19 protein-coding genes and 1 tRNA gene are annotated in these 18,843 nt (G+C 65.2%); 3 read left to right on the forward strand and 17 right to left on the reverse strand.

Annotated features, from left to right (window positions below; all coding sequences use genetic code 11):
* Positions 1-61 precede the first annotated feature (61 nt).
* On the reverse strand, positions 62-793 hold the full coding sequence (locus CV102_RS02475) for a protein sorting system archaetidylserine synthase (RefSeq protein WP_148856256.1): 732 nt from the start codon (positions 791-793) through the stop codon (positions 62-64).
* Between the two features lie 425 nt (positions 794-1,218).
* Between CV102_RS02475 and CV102_RS02480 the strand changes: the two genes are divergently transcribed.
* Positions 1,219-1,662, forward strand: coding sequence for a cupredoxin domain-containing protein (locus CV102_RS02480; protein WP_148856257.1), 444 nt, complete (start codon positions 1,219-1,221; stop codon positions 1,660-1,662).
* A 99-nt stretch (positions 1,663-1,761) separates the two neighbouring features.
* Entirely contained in the window at positions 1,762-2,736 is a 975-nt protein-coding gene (locus CV102_RS02485; protein ID WP_148856258.1) for a DUF3179 domain-containing protein, read from the forward strand.
* A gap of 26 nt (positions 2,737-2,762) precedes the next feature.
* Here CV102_RS02485 and CV102_RS02490 read toward each other — a convergent pair whose 3' ends face one another.
* From CV102_RS02490 to CV102_RS02515, 6 genes are all read right to left on the reverse strand, one after another.
* Positions 2,763-3,404, reverse strand: a complete 642-nt coding sequence (locus tag CV102_RS02490; protein ID WP_148856259.1) for a 30S ribosomal protein S3ae — start codon at positions 3,402-3,404, stop codon at positions 2,763-2,765.
* Positions 3,397-3,666: a KEOPS complex subunit Pcc1 gene (locus CV102_RS02495; protein WP_148856260.1), complete on the reverse strand. Its 270-nt coding sequence runs from the start codon at positions 3,664-3,666 to the stop codon at positions 3,397-3,399. The genes CV102_RS02490 and CV102_RS02495 overlap by 8 nt, the downstream gene beginning before the upstream one ends.
* A complete protein-coding gene (locus CV102_RS02500) occupies positions 3,663-4,880 on the reverse strand; it encodes an exonuclease (RefSeq protein WP_148856261.1) in 1,218 nt (405 codons plus the stop codon). The genes CV102_RS02495 and CV102_RS02500 overlap by 4 nt, the downstream gene beginning before the upstream one ends.
* A 3-nt stretch (positions 4,881-4,883) precedes the next feature.
* Entirely contained in the window at positions 4,884-5,351 is a 468-nt protein-coding gene (locus CV102_RS02505) for a 30S ribosomal protein S15 (protein WP_148856262.1), read from the reverse strand.
* Between the two features lie 225 nt (positions 5,352-5,576).
* Positions 5,577-7,199 carry a long-chain-fatty-acid--CoA ligase gene (locus tag CV102_RS02510; protein ID WP_148856263.1) on the reverse strand — a complete coding sequence of 541 codons (1,623 nt, stop codon included), beginning with the start codon at positions 7,197-7,199 and terminating at the stop codon, positions 5,577-5,579.
* 97 nt (positions 7,200-7,296) lie between these two features.
* On the reverse strand, positions 7,297-8,895 hold the full coding sequence (locus CV102_RS02515) for a long-chain-fatty-acid--CoA ligase (RefSeq protein WP_148856264.1): 1,599 nt from the start codon (positions 8,893-8,895) through the stop codon (positions 7,297-7,299).
* A 183-nt stretch (positions 8,896-9,078) separates the two neighbouring features.
* Between CV102_RS02515 and CV102_RS02520 the strand changes: the two genes are divergently transcribed.
* Positions 9,079-9,150: transfer RNA gene (locus CV102_RS02520), tRNA-Ala, on the forward strand.
* Positions 9,151-9,543: 393 nt separating this feature from the next.
* Here CV102_RS02520 and CV102_RS02525 read toward each other — a convergent pair.
* The 10 genes from CV102_RS02525 to CV102_RS02575 all read right to left on the reverse strand — a co-directional run bounded on the left by CV102_RS02525 (position 9,544) and on the right by CV102_RS02575 (position 18,838).
* Positions 9,544-10,272: an FAD-binding protein gene (locus CV102_RS02525; protein WP_148856538.1), complete on the reverse strand. Its 729-nt coding sequence runs from the start codon at positions 10,270-10,272 to the stop codon at positions 9,544-9,546.
* A gap of 119 nt (positions 10,273-10,391) precedes the next feature.
* Complete coding sequence (gene kynU / locus CV102_RS02530; protein ID WP_148856265.1) at positions 10,392-11,639, reverse strand: kynureninase; 1,248 nt, start codon at positions 11,637-11,639, stop codon at positions 10,392-10,394.
* 117 nt (positions 11,640-11,756) lie between these two features.
* A complete protein-coding gene (locus CV102_RS02535) occupies positions 11,757-11,966 on the reverse strand; it encodes a hypothetical protein (protein ID WP_148856266.1) in 210 nt (69 codons plus the stop codon).
* 233 nt (positions 11,967-12,199) lie between these two features.
* Positions 12,200-12,385, reverse strand: a complete 186-nt coding sequence (locus CV102_RS02540) for a hypothetical protein (RefSeq protein WP_148856267.1) — start codon at positions 12,383-12,385, stop codon at positions 12,200-12,202.
* Positions 12,386-12,640: 255 nt separating this feature from the next.
* The gene (locus tag CV102_RS02545) at positions 12,641-12,982 is read right to left on the reverse strand and encodes a hypothetical protein (protein WP_148856268.1); all 342 of its coding nucleotides are present in this window, start codon (positions 12,980-12,982) and stop codon (positions 12,641-12,643) included.
* Positions 12,983-13,052: 70 nt separating this feature from the next.
* On the reverse strand, positions 13,053-14,987 hold the full coding sequence (locus CV102_RS02550) for an aldehyde ferredoxin oxidoreductase family protein (RefSeq protein WP_148856269.1): 1,935 nt from the start codon (positions 14,985-14,987) through the stop codon (positions 13,053-13,055).
* Positions 14,988-15,526: 539 nt separating this feature from the next.
* Positions 15,527-15,925 (reverse strand): helix-turn-helix transcriptional regulator, encoded by a 399-nt coding sequence (locus CV102_RS02560; RefSeq protein WP_148856270.1) that lies wholly within the window; start codon positions 15,923-15,925, stop codon positions 15,527-15,529.
* Between the two features lie 188 nt (positions 15,926-16,113).
* Complete coding sequence (locus CV102_RS02565; protein WP_148856271.1) at positions 16,114-16,344, reverse strand: SelT/SelW/SelH family protein; 231 nt, start codon at positions 16,342-16,344, stop codon at positions 16,114-16,116.
* A 70-nt stretch (positions 16,345-16,414) separates the two neighbouring features.
* On the reverse strand, positions 16,415-17,221 hold the full coding sequence (gene surE / locus CV102_RS02570) for a 5'/3'-nucleotidase SurE (protein WP_148856272.1): 807 nt from the start codon (positions 17,219-17,221) through the stop codon (positions 16,415-16,417).
* 60 nt (positions 17,222-17,281) lie between these two features.
* Entirely contained in the window at positions 17,282-18,838 is a 1,557-nt protein-coding gene (locus tag CV102_RS02575; RefSeq protein ID WP_148856273.1) for a small ribosomal subunit Rsm22 family protein, read from the reverse strand.
* Positions 18,839-18,843 lie beyond the last annotated feature (5 nt).

Genomic DNA, 18,843 nt, shown 5'->3' on the forward strand with positions numbered 1-18,843 from the left:
CACCCGGGGACGACACCGACGCGTGACTGCGTTCATGCGTGATAATCGTGTCAGCACGTTCCTAAGCGTTTCCATGCACGTCTGTTTCGGAGGGACGGGACTCCGGCCGCCAGTAGAACCAGGGACTGAGCGTCATGTACGCGATTCCGAGCGTCAGCAGCGCGTACGGGAACGTCCGACCGGCGAAGTTCGGGATCAGCATCGCGAGCGCGTGGACGACGCCCATGATGGCTGCGTCTCGAGCCAGCAGGTCCGGGTACGGGATTCGCGAGACCATGAGGTACGAAAAGGCGGCCGTGACCCCGAGAACGAGCAGCGGATCGTCGACGGGGTGTCCCGCGAGGATCGCGGCACCGATGATCGTCGCGGCGAGGGTCGTCTGGACGCCTTCCGTATAGCTCCCGGTCGTATCGTAGGCGGTGTACAGTCCCAGGCGGGTGACGGCCATCGCGACGAACAGCCCACAGATCGCGGTCACGATCAGGAGGTCGGCGGTGACAGCGTCGAAGCCGACGCCGAGCCCCTCGCTGACGACGACGAACGCGAGGACGGCGGGAGCGATAGCGAAGGAGGCGACGTCGGCGAGCGAGTCGAGGTAGGGGCCCGCCGGGGTCCCGCCGTACCGGCGTGCGAGGAGTCCATCGAGTCCGTCGGCGATCGCCGCCAGCAGGATGAGCCGTGCGGCGAGGTCGATGTCGACGAACGCGACGACGATCGCGACGAACCCCAGCGTCGCGTTGGCGATCGTCACCGCGTCCGCAACGCCGAGCCGGCCGACGAACCGCGGAAGCATACTCTCCGATTCGGGTAGCGGATACCTTACGTGTTTTCGTTTCGAGAGACGTCGGTCCGATTCGAGACCGGAATCAGCGAGCAAGATACGGTGAGCGAACCGGCCGGGGTTCGATCTCGAGATATCCCCTGCGGCTCACGAACGTGTTCACCGGAGCAGTGTTGCTGCTCCGAGCCATCGCTCACTGCGTTCACGATGACGCCGCAGCGAATCCTGTTCGAGAATCGAACCACGCCGAGACGTGCTCGCTCACGACTTCGTCGTTCGCAATCGCGGTCACGCCGCGACCGCGCTCGCGCTGCGCGCGACTCGTCTACCTCGATTCTCGATAGACACCTCCGGCTCACGAACGTGTTCGCCGCAGTGAGACCACGTTCGAGAATCGAACCGGGGCCGTTATACCGCAACCATCCTAACGCGAGCGTATGAACCGGCGCGTCTATCTCGCCGCCGTCGGGACCGCCGCCTCGGCCAGCCTGGCCGGCTGCTCGTCCGTTCTCAGCGTGTTCGACGATGACGACGGGCCGTGTGCCGGCGACGAGTGCGACATCGGCATGAGCCGCAACGAGTTCCTCCCCGAGAGCTACGAAGCGAGCGTCGGCGAGACCGTCGTCTGGAAGAACACGAGCGGCGCCGACCACACGGTGACCGCCCTCGAGAACCAGATTCCCGACGAGGCCGAGTACTTCGCCAGCGGCGGCTACGAGGACGAAGAGACGGCGATCGACGCCTGGCACGAGTCCCGCGGCGGTCGCCTCGGCACTCGAGACACCTACGAACACACGTTCGACGTCCCCGGCACGTACGCCTACATCTGCGAGCCACACGTCAAGGGTGGGATGATCGGCGAGGTCGTCGTCGTCGACTAACCGGGCTGTTTTCGGATACCAGTTCGTTCGAGCGACGAGGACGCGACCATTACGTCACCCAACGGGAGAATTTTGAGCGCGTAGTTCGTCGGTGCGCGTATGAACGTACGGCAGGTCCTTCCGAAGGACGCGATTCCGAGCGTCGACGAGCCGACGTTCGGGATGGAACACGCTGGAGCCGATGCCGACGAGGTGATCGCCGTCGACGCGACGCCGCCGACCGCGTACCCGATCCGCATTCTGAACTATCACGAGATCGTCAACGACACGATTACGGTCGACGGCGAGACCGTCCCGGTTGCGGTCACGTGGTGTCCGCTCTGTGGCAGCGCGGTCGTCTACGAGCGAACGGTCGACGACCGCACCCTCGAGTTCGGCGTCAGCGGAAAGCTCGCGGACGACGATCTCGTGATGTACGACCGCGAAACCGGCTCCGAGTGGAAGCAGTCGACCGGCGAGTGTATCGACGGCCCGCTCGAGGGCCGCGAGTTGCGGGTCCGACCAGCCGCTCTCACGACCTGGGACACGTTTCGCGACCGTCACCCGGACGGGATCGTCCTCCAGCCGCTCGAGGACGCGAAGAGCGAGGCGGCGAGCGACGACGACGAACCGGCCTACATCGAGTACGAGGAGGAACCGTACGCCGACTACTTCGATAGCGAGGGGTTCGGTCTCGCCGCACACCGCGGCGCGGACGACGCGCGGTCCTGGGATCGCGACGACCTCGAGCCCAAGACCGTCGTCCTCGGCCTCGAGATCGGGTCGGACGCGCTCGGCTTCCCGCTCCCTCGCGTGCAGGCTTCCGGCGGGGTCGTCCACGAAACCGTCGGCGAAACCGACGTCGTCGTCTTCGCGACGGACGACGGCATCCACGCGTTCGAGAATCCGGGATACGAGTTCGATCGATCGGACGAAGGACGGTTTCGGGCGGACGAAACGACGTGGGACGGCGCGACGGGCATTGCGGCGGACGGGCGCGAACTCGCTCGAGTGCCGGCGCGTCGGCTCTTCGCGTTCGCCTGGCAGGACGATCACGGTCCTGATGCGTTCCACTCGTCGTCAGCGCACCAATAAAAATCGAATCGGAGTCGACGGCTGCGTTACTCGCCGGCTGCGACGTCTTCTTCGTCGACGTCGACGGACGTCGCTTCCTCTTCGGCGACTTCCTCGGGGTGGGCCTCGAGGGTCGTCTTCTGGATCTCGACGCGGCGAAGCGGGTAGATCGTCTTGGCTTCGCCGTAGATCCCCGAGGAGAGCCGTCCCTCGACGATGCTGTCGATGAGTTCCTCGAAGGTTCGCTCGGCAGCGGCCTCCTCGATCATCGCGACCATCTGCTCGCGGATGGCCTTCTCCTGGCTTGCGTCGGCCTTTTTCGTCGTGAAGGCGACGGGCTGGATCTGGACGCGGTAGTCGTCCGTCGTGAGGACGGTGACGTAGGCCTCGATCTTCGAGGCACCGCGGCGGACCAGCGAGCGCAGGTAGTCTCGAGTCAGCGAGTGCTCGACGAACTCCGTGTACGCCGAGTCGCTCCCGACGTCGGAGATCTTGAAGGTGAGCTTCGTGTTGTTCTCGCTGGCGTTGTTCGTCAGGTCGCCGAGCGTCGTTTCGATGGTTCGGCCGTAGACCTTTTCCGGTTCGTCCGCGGGGGTCTCTCCGAGTTCCTTGCGGTCGAACTGCTCCGGTGCAAGGACGGTGTACCACCGCTTCTCCTGTTTCGCGCGTGAAACTGATCGTTCACTCATGATTCTGTGTTGTCTGGGTGTCGGACACAGCGCCCGTGTCCGTCGGTTCTGCGTGCTGTGCTACGTCGATCGCGACGTCGAGGTTGACCACGTAGTCGTCGACCGTCGAGTGGAGTCCGGACGTCGTCTCGCGTTCGATCCGCGTGACGACTGAACCGCCGTCGATCGCGGTCTCCATCTCGTCGGTGTTGTCCGGCTCGATCGCGCGGGCGATCAGTTCCGGATCGTCGTGTGTCGTCCGGATCGTCGCTCGTCGACTCACTGGAACTCCCTCACTGTCGCGATGATCGTCGACTCGTCCACGTCGGGGTCGTACCGCAGGTAGCCACACCGTCGGCCGTCGTCGTATTCGACGTCACCGTCGGTCTCGCTCTCGAGGTCCCGGGCGACGGCTTCGACCGTCGCACCGAGCGACTCGTCGCCGCGCGTAGCGATCGCCGCCTCACCGGTCGCGTCACCGGCCTGTGGCTCATCGCTTGAGGACTCTCCCTCGCTGACGACGAGCACGGTCGATTCGGGCGACCGATAGGCGACCGCCACCTCGGCGATCGTTTCGACGGGACCGTCCTCGACGCCGAGGACGAACAGCCCGTCGTACCGACCGGTCGTCGCCGTCTCGAGTGCCGCGTGAGTGCGTCGGCCGTGCGCTCGCCAGGCCGCGAGTGCGGCCTCCGAGACGCCGTGGCCCATCGCGAGCGCGGTACCGGTTCCGGGTTCGGTCCGGGCCGTCGCCGCGAGCACGTCGGCGTAGCCGCCGACCGTCGCGAACGGGGCGTCGGGCGTCGCGTACGGCTTCAGCGCGCGCTGAATCGCGGTCGCGCTCTCGTCGGTGGCCTCCGGGCACCCGACCGCTTCGAGTGCGACGAGCGAACCGATCGCGCGGTGATCGTCGGCGTCGAGCGCGTCGGACTCGGGGAGCGAGAGCGCCTCGAGCGCCTCGCGAACCGCGTCCGGGTCGCCGGACCACGGCGCGCGAAGTCGCGTCGAGTGTGCGAGACCGTCGACCGGGTCCGCGGTCGGCACCGCGACGCCCGGCCGGCGGTCGACGAGACCGCGCTCGCGTGCGGTCTCGAGCAGCCACTCGCTCTCGCCGGCACCGGGCTCGCTCCCGGCGGCCATCAGACCGCTGAGCGCGAGGATTGGGTCCGGCGTTTCGCCGAGATCGCGAACGAGGGAGACGGCCTCGAGCGTCGCGGCGCGGTCGGCCGTCCCGAGCTGAGTGACGTCGGCGTCTGCGCTGCCGACGACGATCGTCACGTCGCCGTTCTCGGCTTCGCCGGCCATCGCCCGTGCGGTTCGCTCCGCGACGGTACGACCGACGGTTACCTGGAACGGGACCCCACGGTCGCTCATCGCTCGTGCGAGGAGCCCGCTTGCGGCGAGCGCGTCACCGTCGGCTCGCGTGACGAACCGGACGAAGCTCGCGCTCTCGAGCGGGGCGGCCATCGACTCGGCGGTTCGACCCTCTGTGGACATCGATTACTCTTCGAGGAGTTCGACTGCCACGTCGTAGGAGTACGCGAAGTCGGCCTCGAGTTTGTCGCCGCGGTAGTAGTCGACCAGGCGGCGCACCTTCGACTCGGTGTTCTGCAGGGCGCGCTTGTTCTGGGCGTCCTGCGGGTTCTCCTGAACGTGCTCGCGCAGGCGGATGGCGCGCACCATCAGGTTCCGAAGGTCCTCGGGGAGATCGGCTTTCGCGTCGTTCTCTTCGAGGATCTCGGTGATTTTCTTCCCGGTCGCCAGCTTGACGTCCGGGACTGGGATGCCCGTGACACCTTCGTCACGCAGCTTGATCCCGATCTGGCTGGGATCGTAGCCCTGCTCTGCCAGTTCGACGACGCGGTCTTCGATCTTCTCCGCGTCGACGTCGCTCCACTCCGGTGGTTCGTCTGCCGTCGGCTTGTCCGAACCGGACGAGCCGCGACGGCGGGTGTGCATTCGTGCCATTGTTCGAGGATAGGAATCGCACTGACCGCACGTTACTCGGCTCTCGCCGTGCACTTCCGCAATCCCAAGCTGCCCGAAAGAGTGGACAGCGAGTCAGATTTGCGGCCGTGCGCTTCCCACCGGGGATATCGGGAGCAGCGACTAAAGAGTTGCGTCATCCGCTGCAGCGGCGGATCGCACGACGGCGTGACCGCGGTCACGAGATGAGAGAAGGAGACCGGGTGATTACCCCTGTCCGACCATCGCATCTTCGTCCTCCCACTCCCGCTCGCGGAGTTCGTACTTCTGGATCTTGCCGGTCGCCGTCTTCGGGAGTTCGTCGACGAACTCGACGTGGTGGACGACCTTGTAGCCGGCGAGGCGTTCGCGCGTGAACGCCGTCAGGTCGTCTTCGGTGACCGCTGGATCGTCGGGATCACCGTTCGCCGGCACGACGAACGCCTTCGGCGTCTCGCCCCACTTCTCGCTGGGCGACGGGATGATCGCGACGTCAGCGACGTCGGGGTGGTCGAACAGCGTGTCCTCGAGTTCGATGCTCGAGATGTTCTCCCCGCCGGAGACGATAATGTCCTTCTTGCGGTCCTGGATCGCCATCAGCCCGTCCTCGTTGACGACCGCCAGGTCGCCGGTGTGGAACCAGCCCTCGCGCTTGTCGTCGAACGCCTCTTCGGTCTCCTCGGGTTTCTCCCAGTAGCCGTCCATGACCTGATTGCCCCGGACGAGGATCTCGCCGATCGTCTCGTCGTCCCACGGCACCTCGTTTCCGTCGTCGTCGACGACTTCGACCTCGGTCGAAAGCGGCGCGATCCCCTGGCGTTTCTTCAGCGCGAAGCGCTCGTCGCTCTCCTCGTCGATCAGCCGCCGGGTCGCGGAGGTGCCGATGAGCGGCCCGGTCTCGGTCGCGCCGTAGAGCTGACGGAAGTGCCAGCCGAACTCCTCCTCGACCGTCTCGATGATGCTCTCGGGTGGCGCGGCGCCGGCGGCGGTGACCCGCATCGGCGCGTCGCCCTCGGTCGGCACATCGTTCTCCTCGAGATACTCGTCGAACAGCGTGAGCACCGTCGGCGCACAGCAGAGGAAGGAGACGTCTTCCTCCCGGATCTGCCGCAGATTCTCCTCGGCGTCGACGCCGCGCGTGCAGACGTGTTTCGCGCCCATTCCCGTGATGGCGTAGATGTGCCCCCAGCCGTTGACGTGGAACATCGGCAGCGTCCAGAGGTAGACGTCGTCGTCGCTGATCTCGTGGTGGATCGTCACGAGTTGGGCGTGGAGGGATTCGGTACGGTGCGTTCGCATGACGCCCTTCGGATCGCCGGTCGTCCCGGAGGTGTAGTTGATCGTGATGACCTCGTCCTCGCTCATCTCCGGCCGCTCGTAGTCGGGATCGGCGGCGTCGAGGAGCGCCTCGAAGTCCTCCCACTCACCGTCGGACTCCTCGAGCGCGTCGGCGTCGTTCGTGATGAACGTCTCCGTCGGCACCTCGTCGCGAACGGCGTCGATCTTGTGGGCGTACTCGTAGTCCGCGACGACGGCATCGACCCCGGCGTCGGTGAGCATATACTCGTAGTCCTCGGGGGTCAGCCGGTAGTTCAGCGGCGTGTGGACTGCGCCGATCTGCATGATCCCGTAGGCCGCCTCGAGGTGGTAGTGGGTGTTCGGATCGAGCACCGCCACGCGGTCGCCCTTCTCGATGCCCCGCTCCTGGAGTACTGCGGACAGTCTGTCGGAACGGTCACCGAGTTCGTCGTACGTAAATCGCTCGCCCGTCGCGCCGACGACGGCTTCCTCGTCGCCGTAGTACTTGCGCGCCCGGTCGAGAAAATCGGTTACTAAGAGCGGAACCTCCATGCGGTGGATCCTTCGGGATCGATCATTATCGTTGTTGGGGATCGGTCAATCGGTGCCAGCACCGAAACCGACCGACGGCGAGGCTGGTGTGAGGGCGCTACTGCTGGCCGACGCGCGTCTCCTCTTCGTCCCAGTACTCCTCGCGGAGTTCGTACTTCTGGACCTTCCCCGTCGCCGTCTCGGGCAGGTCGTCGACGAACTCGACGCTGCTCGGCTTCTTGTAGCCGGCCAGGTTGTCCGTCACGAACTCGACGATCTCCGACTCGTCCGGATCGGCGTCCTCTCGCGGGACGACCAGCGCCTTCGGGGTTTCGCCCCACTGCTCGCTCGGGACGGGGATGACGGCGGCCTTCTGGACGGCCGGATGATCGTAGAGGACGTCCTCGAGTTCGATGCTCGAGATGTTCTCCCCGCCGGAGATGATGATGTCCTTCTTGCGGTCCTGGATGGCGATCATCCCGTCCTCGTCGATGGTGGCGAGGTCACCGGTGTGGAAGTAGCCCTCGAGGCGCTCGGTGAACGCCCGCTCGGTCTCGTCGGGTTTGTTCAGGTAGCGGTCCATCACCTGGTTGCCGCGGACGACGATCTCGCCGATCGTCTCCCCGTCGCGCGGGACCTCTTCGCCGTCCTCGTCGACGACCCTGACGTCGGTACAGAGCGTCTCGAAGCCCTGCTTGACCTTGATGTCGCGCCCGCGCTGGGCGAGTCGACGCGGCGAGTTGCTCGTCGTGATGATCGGTGCGGTCTCGGTCAGCCCGTAGATGTGGATGATCCGCCAGCCGAACTCGTCCTCGACCGTCTCGATGGTCGCCGTCGCGGGCGCGCTCCCGGCGGTCGCGATCCGGACGTCGCGGTCGCCGGTCGTCTCGACGTCGTTTTCTCCGTGATACTGGATGAGGGTGTTCAGCACCGTCGGCGCACCGCACATGAACGTGACGTCGTACTCCCGGACGCGATCGAAGACCCCCTCGGCGTCGAACGTCCGCTGGCAGACGTGGGTTCCGCCAGTGCCCGTGATCGCGTAGGTGTGCCCCCAGCCGTTGCAGTGGAACATCGGCAGCGTCCAGAGGTAGGTGTCGTCGTCGCGGATCTCCATATGCTGGTTGAGCACCAGCGCGTGCCAGTGTTCGGTCCGGTGGGTCCGGACGACGCCCTTCGGGTCGCCCGTCGTGCCCGAGGTGTAGTTGATGCTGGCGTCGTCGTCCTCGCTGATCTCCGGCCGGTCGGGTTCCTCGGTCGGCTGGCCCTCGAGGAACGCCTCGTAATCCAGCCACTCACCACCCTCGATCTCGTCCGCTTGATACCCGACGTACGTCTCGGCCGGGATCGAGTCGCGAACGTCCTGGACCTTCTCGGCGTACTCGTAGTCCGCGATGAGCGTGTTCGCCGCACAGTCGCCGAGGATGTACTCGTACTCGCCGCTCGTCAGGCGGTAGTTCAGCGGGACGAACACCGCGCCGAGTTTGTTCGTCGCGTACAGCGTCTCGATGAAGTAGTGGGTGTTCGGCGCGAGCAACGCGACCCGGTCACCCTGCTCGACGCCGCTCTCAGCGAGCGCGTGTGCGAGTCGGTTGACGCGCTCGTTCACCTCGGCGTAGGTGTACTCCGTGCCGTCGTGGGCGACGACGCCTGTCACGTCGTCGTAGAGGTCGACGGCCCGCTCGAGGAAGTCCGTCGTGAGCATCTCCTGTTTCATTGGTGGACGGTAGCAGACAACGATGGGATCTGCCTAATTTTTTGCTATCAATTGGAGGATCGAGGGTAGGGAAAGGTGGCTCGAGGCGGTACGTGACTCCGTCCCACGTCACTGCGCCCCGTCGCTATCGCCCGATATCGAGGGGTTTATACTCGCGTGTGCAAAAGCAGGGAGTGCGTACGAGGGCTCGTAGATCAGTGGTAGATCATCCCCCTGGCACGGGGAAGGCCCCGGGTTCAAATCCCGGCGAGTCCACTATTTTGCGGCGCGAACAAATGCGTGAGCGCCGCGAATCGTCGTCGAAGCGGGATTTGAAGCCCTGGAAGTCGTGGTTCGAAAGACGCCTTTGACATCTTTCGTCATCACGAGAGAGCGAAGCGAGTGATCGTCTTCCTTCGGATTCAAAGCCGGCGAGTCCTTTCACTCCAGCTCGCTTCGTTCACTCCAGTCCACTCGAATTTCTGCCGTAGTACGGTTCTATACCGCAAAAACGGATCTCGAGCCGACCGAATTCGTTACGTTCAGACTGGCGACTGACCTCTCGCAGAAAGCGCTCGGTAGCCATCCGAACGCGGAGTGGCGTCTGTCCGCGTTTTTCTGAACGGATGGATGGAAGTAGCGCGAACGGCCGCCGGCTTCGGCGACCGGTCACCGGACGTTCGGGTGTTGTTCCGGTTCGTCCGGGTGTGGCTTCGCGAAGTACTCCTGCATGATCTCCATCGACTCTCGCTCCCGGCGTCGACGTTCCTCCTCGTCGATCTCTTCGACTCCGGGCGGGACGTTGATCCCGCGCTCGGTGAAGTAGCCCTCCGGGGCGACCCAGTCGTGGAAGAAGCCCTCGCCGTGGTCCTCAAGCAGCGTCACGGCGACCTCGGCGCCGTGACCGGCGGCGATGATCGTCTGGTGCGGCTTCGCCGCGAGGCGTCCTGCCGCGTAGAGCCCGTCGACGCCCGTTCGGCCTCGTTCGTCGGTTTCGACGAATCCGTTCCCCTGGTCGAGGATTTCGACGCGCTCGATGCCGCTCAGGTAATCGGTCGCGTTCTTCGTGGCCGCGATCACGTACGCCGCCGAACGGTCGCCGGACGCCGTCTCGATCGAAAATCCGTCGTCTATCGGTTCGATCCGGGTGACGTCCGCCTCGTGGAACGTACATCCGGATCGCTCCGCCTGATCCCGCATCATGTCGAGGAGCAGTCGAGAATTTACCCCGGCCGGGAACCCGGGGTAGTTTTCCAGGTGGGCGTTGCGTCGAAGGAGCGGACTGCCGGCGGAGAGGACGACGGTATCGAATCCGTGTCGGGCCGCGAAGATCCCCGCCGCTCGTCCGGCGACTCCGCCGCCGATTATCGCCACGTCGGAGTGAACGGTCTCGGACATGCGTGGTGGTACTCCTCGGAGGCTGATGAAGGGACATCTGCGTGGGGTCGCGAGCGTCGCGGGATCCGTCGCGTCCCTCCCCTGGACGGCCGGAACGCCGGCGACGAGGTACCGCGCCATCAGGTGACGTCGGCGTCTTTCGGTTCGATCCCCTCGTACTCCCCTTCCTCGAGAACCTCCACGAACTCCTCGACCACCCGATACACGTCCTCGAAACTCGTGTACAACGGCGACGGACAGACCCGGATTACGTTCGGCGGCCGGAAGTCCACCACCACGTCGCGTTCCTTCAGCGCGTGGCACACCCCGTAGGCGTCGGGGTGCTCGAGCGCCACGTGGCCCCCTCGCCGAGCAGGTTCCCGCGGCGTCCCGACGGTACACTCCGGCAGTCGCTCGTCGGCGAGCGAGATGAGGTACTCGGTCAACTCGAGGGAGTTCTCGCGGATGGCCTCGATACCCGCGGCCTCGATGGTCTCGAGGGCGCCCTCGAGCGGCGCCATCGCGAGCACCGGCGGCGTTCCGATCTGGTAGGCGCCGGCGTCCGGCGCAGGGGTGTAGGTCTGGCGCAGTTCGAACTGCGTCTCCTTCTCGTGGCCCCACCAGCCCGGTAGCGCCGGCCGGCGGTCGAAGTGGCGTTCGGCGACGTACAGTCCCGCGGGCGCACCCGGGCCGGCGTTGCAGTACTTGTAGTGACACCAGACGGCGAAGTCGACGCCGATCTCGCCGAGCGCGTGGTCGACGACGCCGACGGAGTGGGCGAGGTCGAACCCGGCGAGTGCGCCGTGGTCGTGGGCCGCGCTCGTCAGTCGCTCGAGGTCGAACAACTGTCCCGAGCGGTAGAGCACAGAGGGCATAAAGAGTACGTCGACGTCCTCGGAAAGCGCGTCGATCACGTCGTCCGCGTCGATCGTGCGGCCGTCGCGGGACTCGACGACGACCAGGTGCTCGTCGGGGTCGAGTCCTCGCCGTCGCAACTGTGCCCGGATCGCGTAGTGGTCGGTCGGGAAGTCGAGTTCGTTGACGACGACCGTCCCGTCCTCGAGGAAGGTGTCGATCAGCGTGTGGATGTTGACCGTCGTCGAGTTGGCGACGACGACCTCGGAGCTGTCGGCCCCGACGAGCGGGGCGAGGCGGTCGCCGAGGGCCTCTGCGTACTCGAACCAGGGGGGATCGCCGTCGGTCCAGCCGCCGATGGCCCGCTCGCGCCACTCTTCGCGGACTCGATCGAGCGTTCGCTCCGCGTCCTGGGAAATCGGCCCCAGCGAGTTGCCGTCCATGTACAGTCCCGGGACGTCGAAGCGGTCGGCGAACGCCGCGAGCGGATCTGCTGCGTCGCGTTCCCGCGCGCCAGCACGACTCGTATCCATACCGGAGCAACGAACGGCAGCGACAAGGAATGTTACGCACGTCCCCGAAAAGAACCGGACGAGTCGATTCACGGCGGTGTGGAGCGCTGTTCCCTCGAGTCCTCTCCAACCCGTTCGTCAACTCGAGTCTTCGTCGATCCCTCGAAACACCTGCCAGAGGCCGAGCAAAACGGCGAAGAAGACGATACCGAGCCCGATCCGCAATCCGATCGCTTCCAGGCCGCCAGTTTCCGCGCGGACGAGTCCACCCGCCCAGCCGCCAACGAGGACGGCGAATCCGGTCGCGACGATGAACATGATCAGGAGTCGATCGGGAGGAACGTTCATCGTCGGTTCTCCAGTCCCGGTCTGGATAACCGACCGAGTTGAACAGCCACACCTGGGGAGCGACCGGTCACGGGAGCCGATCCCGCCGGCCACGAGGTCGGTCCAGGTTCTCTCGAGACGAACCACACCGACCGACGACCGAGAAACGGACCAGCCGAAAACCGGGACACCGGAAACCGAAACGAGACCAGAGGACGGTCAAAAACGAACGACCGAAACACGACGAAACGCGACTACCGGACGGTTCGAATCGACTCGACGTCCACCAGCGGATAGTACTTCGTCGTCTCGTCACCGGCGTGGTGGGGCTTCGTCTCCGTTCGCGACCTGGTACACCGGATCCAGTCCGCCTCGAGTTGTTCGACGCGTTCGAACGTCTTCTGGACGCCGTTGGTCAGGTCGACGACGAAAGTGCTCATCTGGGGATCACCGATCGAGTTCGATACCGGCTGCGGTACTGAGCAGTGCGTGGCGACCAGGGCCGCCGTCGCGGGAGTCGACCACCGGTCGCGACGGAGCGGTGCGTGACGCGGGAGGATGCATTGCTCGCGTATCTCAACACGACGAACATATGTCTTCTGATCATCTGTCCGGGTTCGGAACAGTCTCTGAAGACAGCGCCCGGAGACCGGCGCTCGAGTACCCACACCCGCCAAACCGACACCCCGAGATCGTCACTCGTCGTCGTACTCCGCCAGCGCTACCGGATCGGGGTAGGCCTCGAGGTCCGTAACGCGCTCGTCGAACCGGCCGCCTTCGGCCTCGGCGTACTGGTAGCGCTGGATCCACTCTCGCTGGCGATTGTATCGGATCTCGACCCGCTCCCAGACCTCGCCGCGCTCTGGATCGCTCCGGATCTCGACCGTCTCGTAGGCGCCGATCTCGTAATCGCCGTCGGCGTAGCCGGTCACCTCGAGCGTCGTGCGCTCGGGTTCGAGTTCGTCCGCGGCGTGCTCGAGGATGCGATCGGCCAACTCGTCGAGCAGCGCCAGCCGTGGAATGTCGCCCTCGCTCATTCGTTACTGCTCCTGATCTGATCGGTCGCGGTCCGAATTCGGTCGACGGCCCGCGAAAAGATCGATGCGATCAGTCGTCGCTGGGCGCTGCGGCACCGCCGTCGCCGCTACTGACGCCGGTTCCGGGACCGATCTCGATCTCGAGTTCGTCGAGTTTCTCGTCGGGGACGACGCCGTCGACCCAGCCGCGGTGGTCGTAGTACTCTTCTTTCATCTCCTCGAGTTCGCAGTACTCGCCCTCGCTGGCGCCCTGACCGCGGATGCCGTCCTCGAGGAATCGTGCGGGAAGCGAGTCGTCCGCGCCGTCGAAGCCGGCGAGGTTGTTGTAGTAGCGCTCTAAGTTGTAGATCCGTTCACCGGTCTCCATGAGTTCGTCCTCGGTAACGTCGAAGCCGGTCATCCCGTTGTACTGGGAGACGTACTCCTCGATTCCCTCCGCGAAGGCGTTGAACTTGCAGATGTCGAACGAGTCGGAGATGGCGTGCAGATCCTGGAACTCGGCGGTGAGTTCGCCCTTGCCCTCGTACTCGTAGGGGTCGACCTTCTCCGGAATGCCGAGAATCTCGGCGGCGGGAGTGTAGCCCCGCAGGTGACAGGCGCCGCGGTTCGAGGTGGCGTAGCCGATGCCCATCCCCTTCATACAACGTGGGTCGTACGCCGGGATGGTCTGTCCCTTCACGGCCAGCGAGTTGTCTTCGGCGCCGCGGGCCTCGGCGACCCGTTCTGCGCCCTCGGCGAGAAGGTCCGCGAAGTCGTCCTCGCGGCGGGCGATGCGCTCGATCATCTCGACCATCGTCTCGGAGTCGCCCCAGTCTAACTCGCCGACGTCCTCGAGTTTCCCCTCCTCGGTCATCTCCATGGCCATCGCCATCATGTTGCCGACCTCGATGGTGTCGACGCCCATGTCGTTACAGCGGTCGATCATCAGCGCGATGTCGTCGCGCTCGGTGTGTCCGGAGTTCGGACCGAGTGCGAAGGCGGATTCGTACTCGTAGGACTCCATGCGGACGTTCATCTCCTCGCCCTTGTGCATCGCCTGCACCTCGACTTCCTTCTTGCAGGCGACCGGACAGGAGTGACAGGTCGGCTCGTCGACGAGGATGTTCTCCCGGACGTTCTCACCGCTTACGTTCTCGGCGTCGAACTCGTCGTCGGCCCAGCCGTCCGCGACGGCGTCACCCGTCGAAGTGTACTTTCCGTTGCGCGTCGGCAGCCCTGACATCTCTTCGGTGATGTTCATCAGGACGTTCGTCCCGTACATCGAGAGCCCGCCCTCGTTGGGCGCAGTGACGTCGGACTCGGTGATCGCCTTCATCGCCTGCTGGTGACCCTCCTTGAAGGTCTCCGGGTCGGCAGGCTGGGGCATCTTCGTGTTCGACTTGATGACGATCGCCTTGAGATTCTTCGAGCCCATGACGCAGCCGGTGCCGCCGCGGCCGGAGGCCCGGTCGTCCTCGTTCATGATGCAGGCGTAGCGGACCCCGTTCTCGCCGCCGGGACCGATCGCCATGAGGCTCAGGTTCTTGCCGTAAGAGCCGTCGACCTCCTCCTCGAGCGTGTCTCGAGTCTCGTGGACACCCTTCCCCCAGAGGTGTGAGGCGTCCCGGAGTTCGACCTCGCCGTCCTCGACGACGGCGTATACGGGCTCGTCGGCCTCGCCTTCGACCAGCAAGCCGTCGAAGCCGGCCCACTTCAGCCGGGCACCCGACCAGCCGCCGTGGTGACTATCGGTGACGGTGCCGGTCAGCGGCGACTTCGTACAGACGGCGATCCGACCGCTCATCGTCACCTGTGTCCCCGACAGCGGGCCGTTCATGAACGCGAGAAGATTGTCCGGCCCGAGCGGGTCGACGTCGGGTCCCTGCTCGAAGACGTACTTCACTCCGAGTCCGCGAGCGCCGATGTACTTCCGTGCGTCCTCCTCGTCGATCGGCTCGTGGTTCACCTCCCCTTCGCTGAGGTCGATCCGTGCGACGTTGTCCTGAAATCCGCCGATCTCGGTCATTGTAATATACAACCAGTATATTCAACCCCTTCCGTGTTAGGTGTTGCCGTGCAGGAGTAACTGGTATCGGTTACCCCGTCTCACAGCTCGCGGATCCGTTCTCGCTGATCGCACTGATCGGTGGATCGCCGGCCCTCTAGTCCACGAGCACGACGCCTCGCTCCCCGGTAACGGATCCGCGACGAATGGCTGATAGAGTCGTGTCGGGAGCCGATGGTTTACAGGGGGAGCGAGACGACTGCGAGGACGAGAACCAGCCCCGCGGTCCTGGCGGTCGATGTGGTCAGTCCGGCGATAGCTGTCGCGCCGAAGACGCTGGCGACGATAGCGATGACGAGACGCAGCGGTGCGAGTCCGAGTAGAGTTCGCTGAAGTGGTCACTGCCAAATACGAACGTGGCGTTCGTGCGCCGCCTCGTCTATGCGCGACTCCGTCTTTCGTTCGAGCGGTTCCGTTCGGTACCGGCATCGAAGGAGACCATCGCGGCTAGCAGGCTATCTTCCGGTAGCAGACAGAGAACACGACCGTTGCTCGACAAATTACTCGTTCAGGTGGGAACGATATCCCTTCGGCTCGAAGCCGCGACGACAGATCACGCGTTTTCGGCCGACGGTGATCGCACTGACCTGATCTTCGTCTTCCATACGATCGATGACGCTGGCCAGGTGGTCCTCCGACCAGCCGGTTTCCTCGAGCACGGTCGACTCGTCGACCCGCCCACCACGTTTGACGAGCAATCGGAGAATCTTGTCGTCGTCCGGAAGGTCCCGCTCCTCGGTCCCGTACTCGATTTGCTCCGCGTAACTCAGCGTCTCGTCCGCGTTTTCTTCGATCGATTCCTCCGGTGCTTCCGTCGTGGACGCATCTCTCGTCTCCTCGTCGGCAGAGTCGCCGGACCAGAGAGACGAGAGACGCGTCCAGAGTGTACTGAATACCATATTGGGTCACCCTCGTTCGGACTATCGCTGCTTGAACGTCTACCTACCTTGGTCTTATGTTCAGCCAGCTATATACTTGGCCCGCTGTCGAGTTCGGTTTGTATCCACGCTACCGCTGTGGAATAGCGACGGCCTTGCGAACCGCAAGTTGGTTATCTCCATCACGAGTCGGTGCGGATTCAATCGTGTCACACGTACGCACGAATTTTGCGAACGATCTCGTCGACGTCGTAGGGATCCTCGCTCTTATCGAACACCACGTCGTCGTCGACCCGAACCACGAAGACGCCGTCGTCGCCGGTTCGGAGCGTAACCGCCTCGAGGTCCTCCCGGAACGTCGTCAACAGTGCGCGCTGGACGTCTTCGGCGCGGGAGAGGAACCCGCACGGAACGCAGTACTCGATTTCGACGGTTGTCACACGACACGATTGAGCGGCGACGTACATATCTTCCCGGTTCTGGAACGCTGGCGGGATGCGCTCGAGGCGGTCAGCGGTCAGCCGCGGCGACGGTCTCGAAGTAGGATTCTGCGAGCGCTTCGAGGGTCTCGTGGTGGTTCGTCGAGTGTGGGGCGGTCAGCGGCGAGATGCTGATTCGCCCCTCCGCGACGGCCCGGCGGTCCGTTCCGTCGGGATCCGGTATCGTCTCGGGGTCCATCGACTCCCAGACGCGATCCGTGAGGTGGATGACGTCGCCGTCGCGTCTGGCGCCCATCTCGTAGCGCTTCGACGGTTCGGTGATCTCGATCGGTGCCGGATCGGTGTCGGGCAGCGGCACGTTGACGTTCAGGTACGCGGCGTGGTCGAAGAGGTCCGTCTCGAGGGCGTGTTCGACGAGGTAGGAGGTCACGCGAGTCGCCTCCTCGAAGTCGGCCGGTCCGACGTCGATCTCGTCGAACGGCGTGTCGTCGACGGGGACGTACAGCGACGTCGCGATGGCCGGGACGTCGAAGAACGCGGCCTCGACGGCCGCGCTGATCGTCCCCGAACGGCCGAGGACGTACTCGCCGAGGTTCGCACCCTTGTTGCAGCCCGCGACGACCATGTCCGGCTCGGGACCGAGTTCTGCCAGTCCCGCGACCACGCAGTCGGCGGGCGTCCCGTCGACCGCATACCCCAGTTCGTGCTCCCGGACGTCGACAGCGTGGGAGATCGATCGACCGCAGGCGCTCTGGTCGTTCGCCGGTGCGACGACGGTCACGTTCGCGTGCTCGGAGAGGGCGTCGTGCAACGCCCGAATGCCGGTGCTATCGATCCCGTCGTCGTTGGTCAGCAGGATCTCGAGGTCGTCGCTCATATCGACGTCGTCGGACGGAGGCGCGAAAAACGCTCCGGAATGCAGGACAGGGGCGGCGACTCAGCTGACCCGATCGACGATCGTCTCCTCGTCGACGACCAGGTTGTACGCCTCCTCGTCGTCGTTCCAGAGGACGAGCGCCTGCTCGAAGGAGAGCACGTCGCCGTAGTCGGCCTCGAGCAGCGCCCGGTTGAGCGAGGTCTCCCTCGTGAGGACGGCGTAGTGGTCGACGGTCTCGCTGCCGTCGCTGATTTTGAACAGCGGGTTCGAGTTGCCAGATCCCGGTCGGTCGTCGTCGCCGCCGGCCTCCGACAGCGATCGGCTGAGTTTCGCCGCGGCGAGGTCGATCCGGTTCGTGACGTGGCGCTCCATCTCGGCCATCTTCGCCCGCTCGCTCGTCTCGAGGTCGACGGCGATTCGGCGGCGGCCGTCGAGTCGCAACAGCGAGTAGGAGAACTGGACGTCGACGTTGACGAACTCGCCGGGTGCGTGCTCCTCGTCGTGTTCGGGCGTCGCCTCGTCGAGTCGCCGCTGGAACGAGGGCACCTCGAGATCCGGACGGACGTCGAACGACCAGCCGCGATCCGACGGCGTCTCGCCGGGCCAGAGACGAACGGTCGGTCCGTAGACGGTGACCTCGCCGTGCGGTTCGGCTTCGTTCTCCGCGTCTGCGTCCGTGTCTGCGTCCACGCTCGTATCTGCGTCCGCATCACTCGATCCCGTGTCGATCCGCGCCCCCTCGAGGTCGCGTTCGACCTCCCGGAGCAGGACGCTCGTGTTCTTGTCCGCCGGCGCCATCGCGAGGAAGGTTCCGTCGGGTGCGAGCACTTCGAGGGACGACTCCGCGACGGCGCGGGGATCCTCGAGTTCGCTCAGGACGTTGCAGGCGAGCACGAGGTCGAACTCGTCCGCATCGTCCTCGAGAGCCGTCTCGGGATCGAACGCCTCGGCCGTCGTCCGGTGGACCGACGTGTGGACGTTCCGGCCCGTGCCCGCGAGCAACTCCTCGAGGACGTCCGTCGCCGCGCTGGGCTCGACCGCGTGGTACTCGAGCAGGGCGTCGTCGGGGAGGTAGTCACAGAGTCCGAGGGCGGGGCCGCCGACGCCCGCGCCGATGTCGAGCACGCGAAGCTTTCGACCGAGCAGACCACGTTCGGCCAGGTCGTCGAGCGCGTACTGGACGGCGGCGTAGTAGCCCGGCAGGTGGTAGATCGCGTATCCCGCAGCGACGTCGTCGTCGTACTCGACGTGACGACCCTCGAGGTAGCGCGACTTGAACCGGCGGATGGTCGACCGGAGGAGGTTGCCCGTCGCGTCCTCGTGCCAGTTCACGCCGTAGCGCTCGACGAGCAGGTCCTCGAGTCGGCGCTCGTACGACTTGGGGAAGCGCTCGACGGGCCCCCGGTTCGGTCGAACCGGCTCGTCGCCGACGGGGACGAACGTCCCGTCCTCGCGCTCGATCAGGTCAAGGTCGACGGCCTCCTCGCGGAGGTGCTGGCGCACGACCGCCGGATGCGGGCTGCCGTCGACGTAGTCGCAGATCTCGTCGGGGTCGATCGGTCGGACGTTTCGCAGGTACTTCGCGTTCGAGCGGATGGCTTCGCGTTGATCAGTCATGTGTT

The organism is Natronococcus pandeyae, from assembly GCF_008122205.1.
Taxonomy (GTDB): domain Archaea; phylum Halobacteriota; class Halobacteria; order Halobacteriales; family Natrialbaceae; genus Natronococcus; species Natronococcus pandeyae.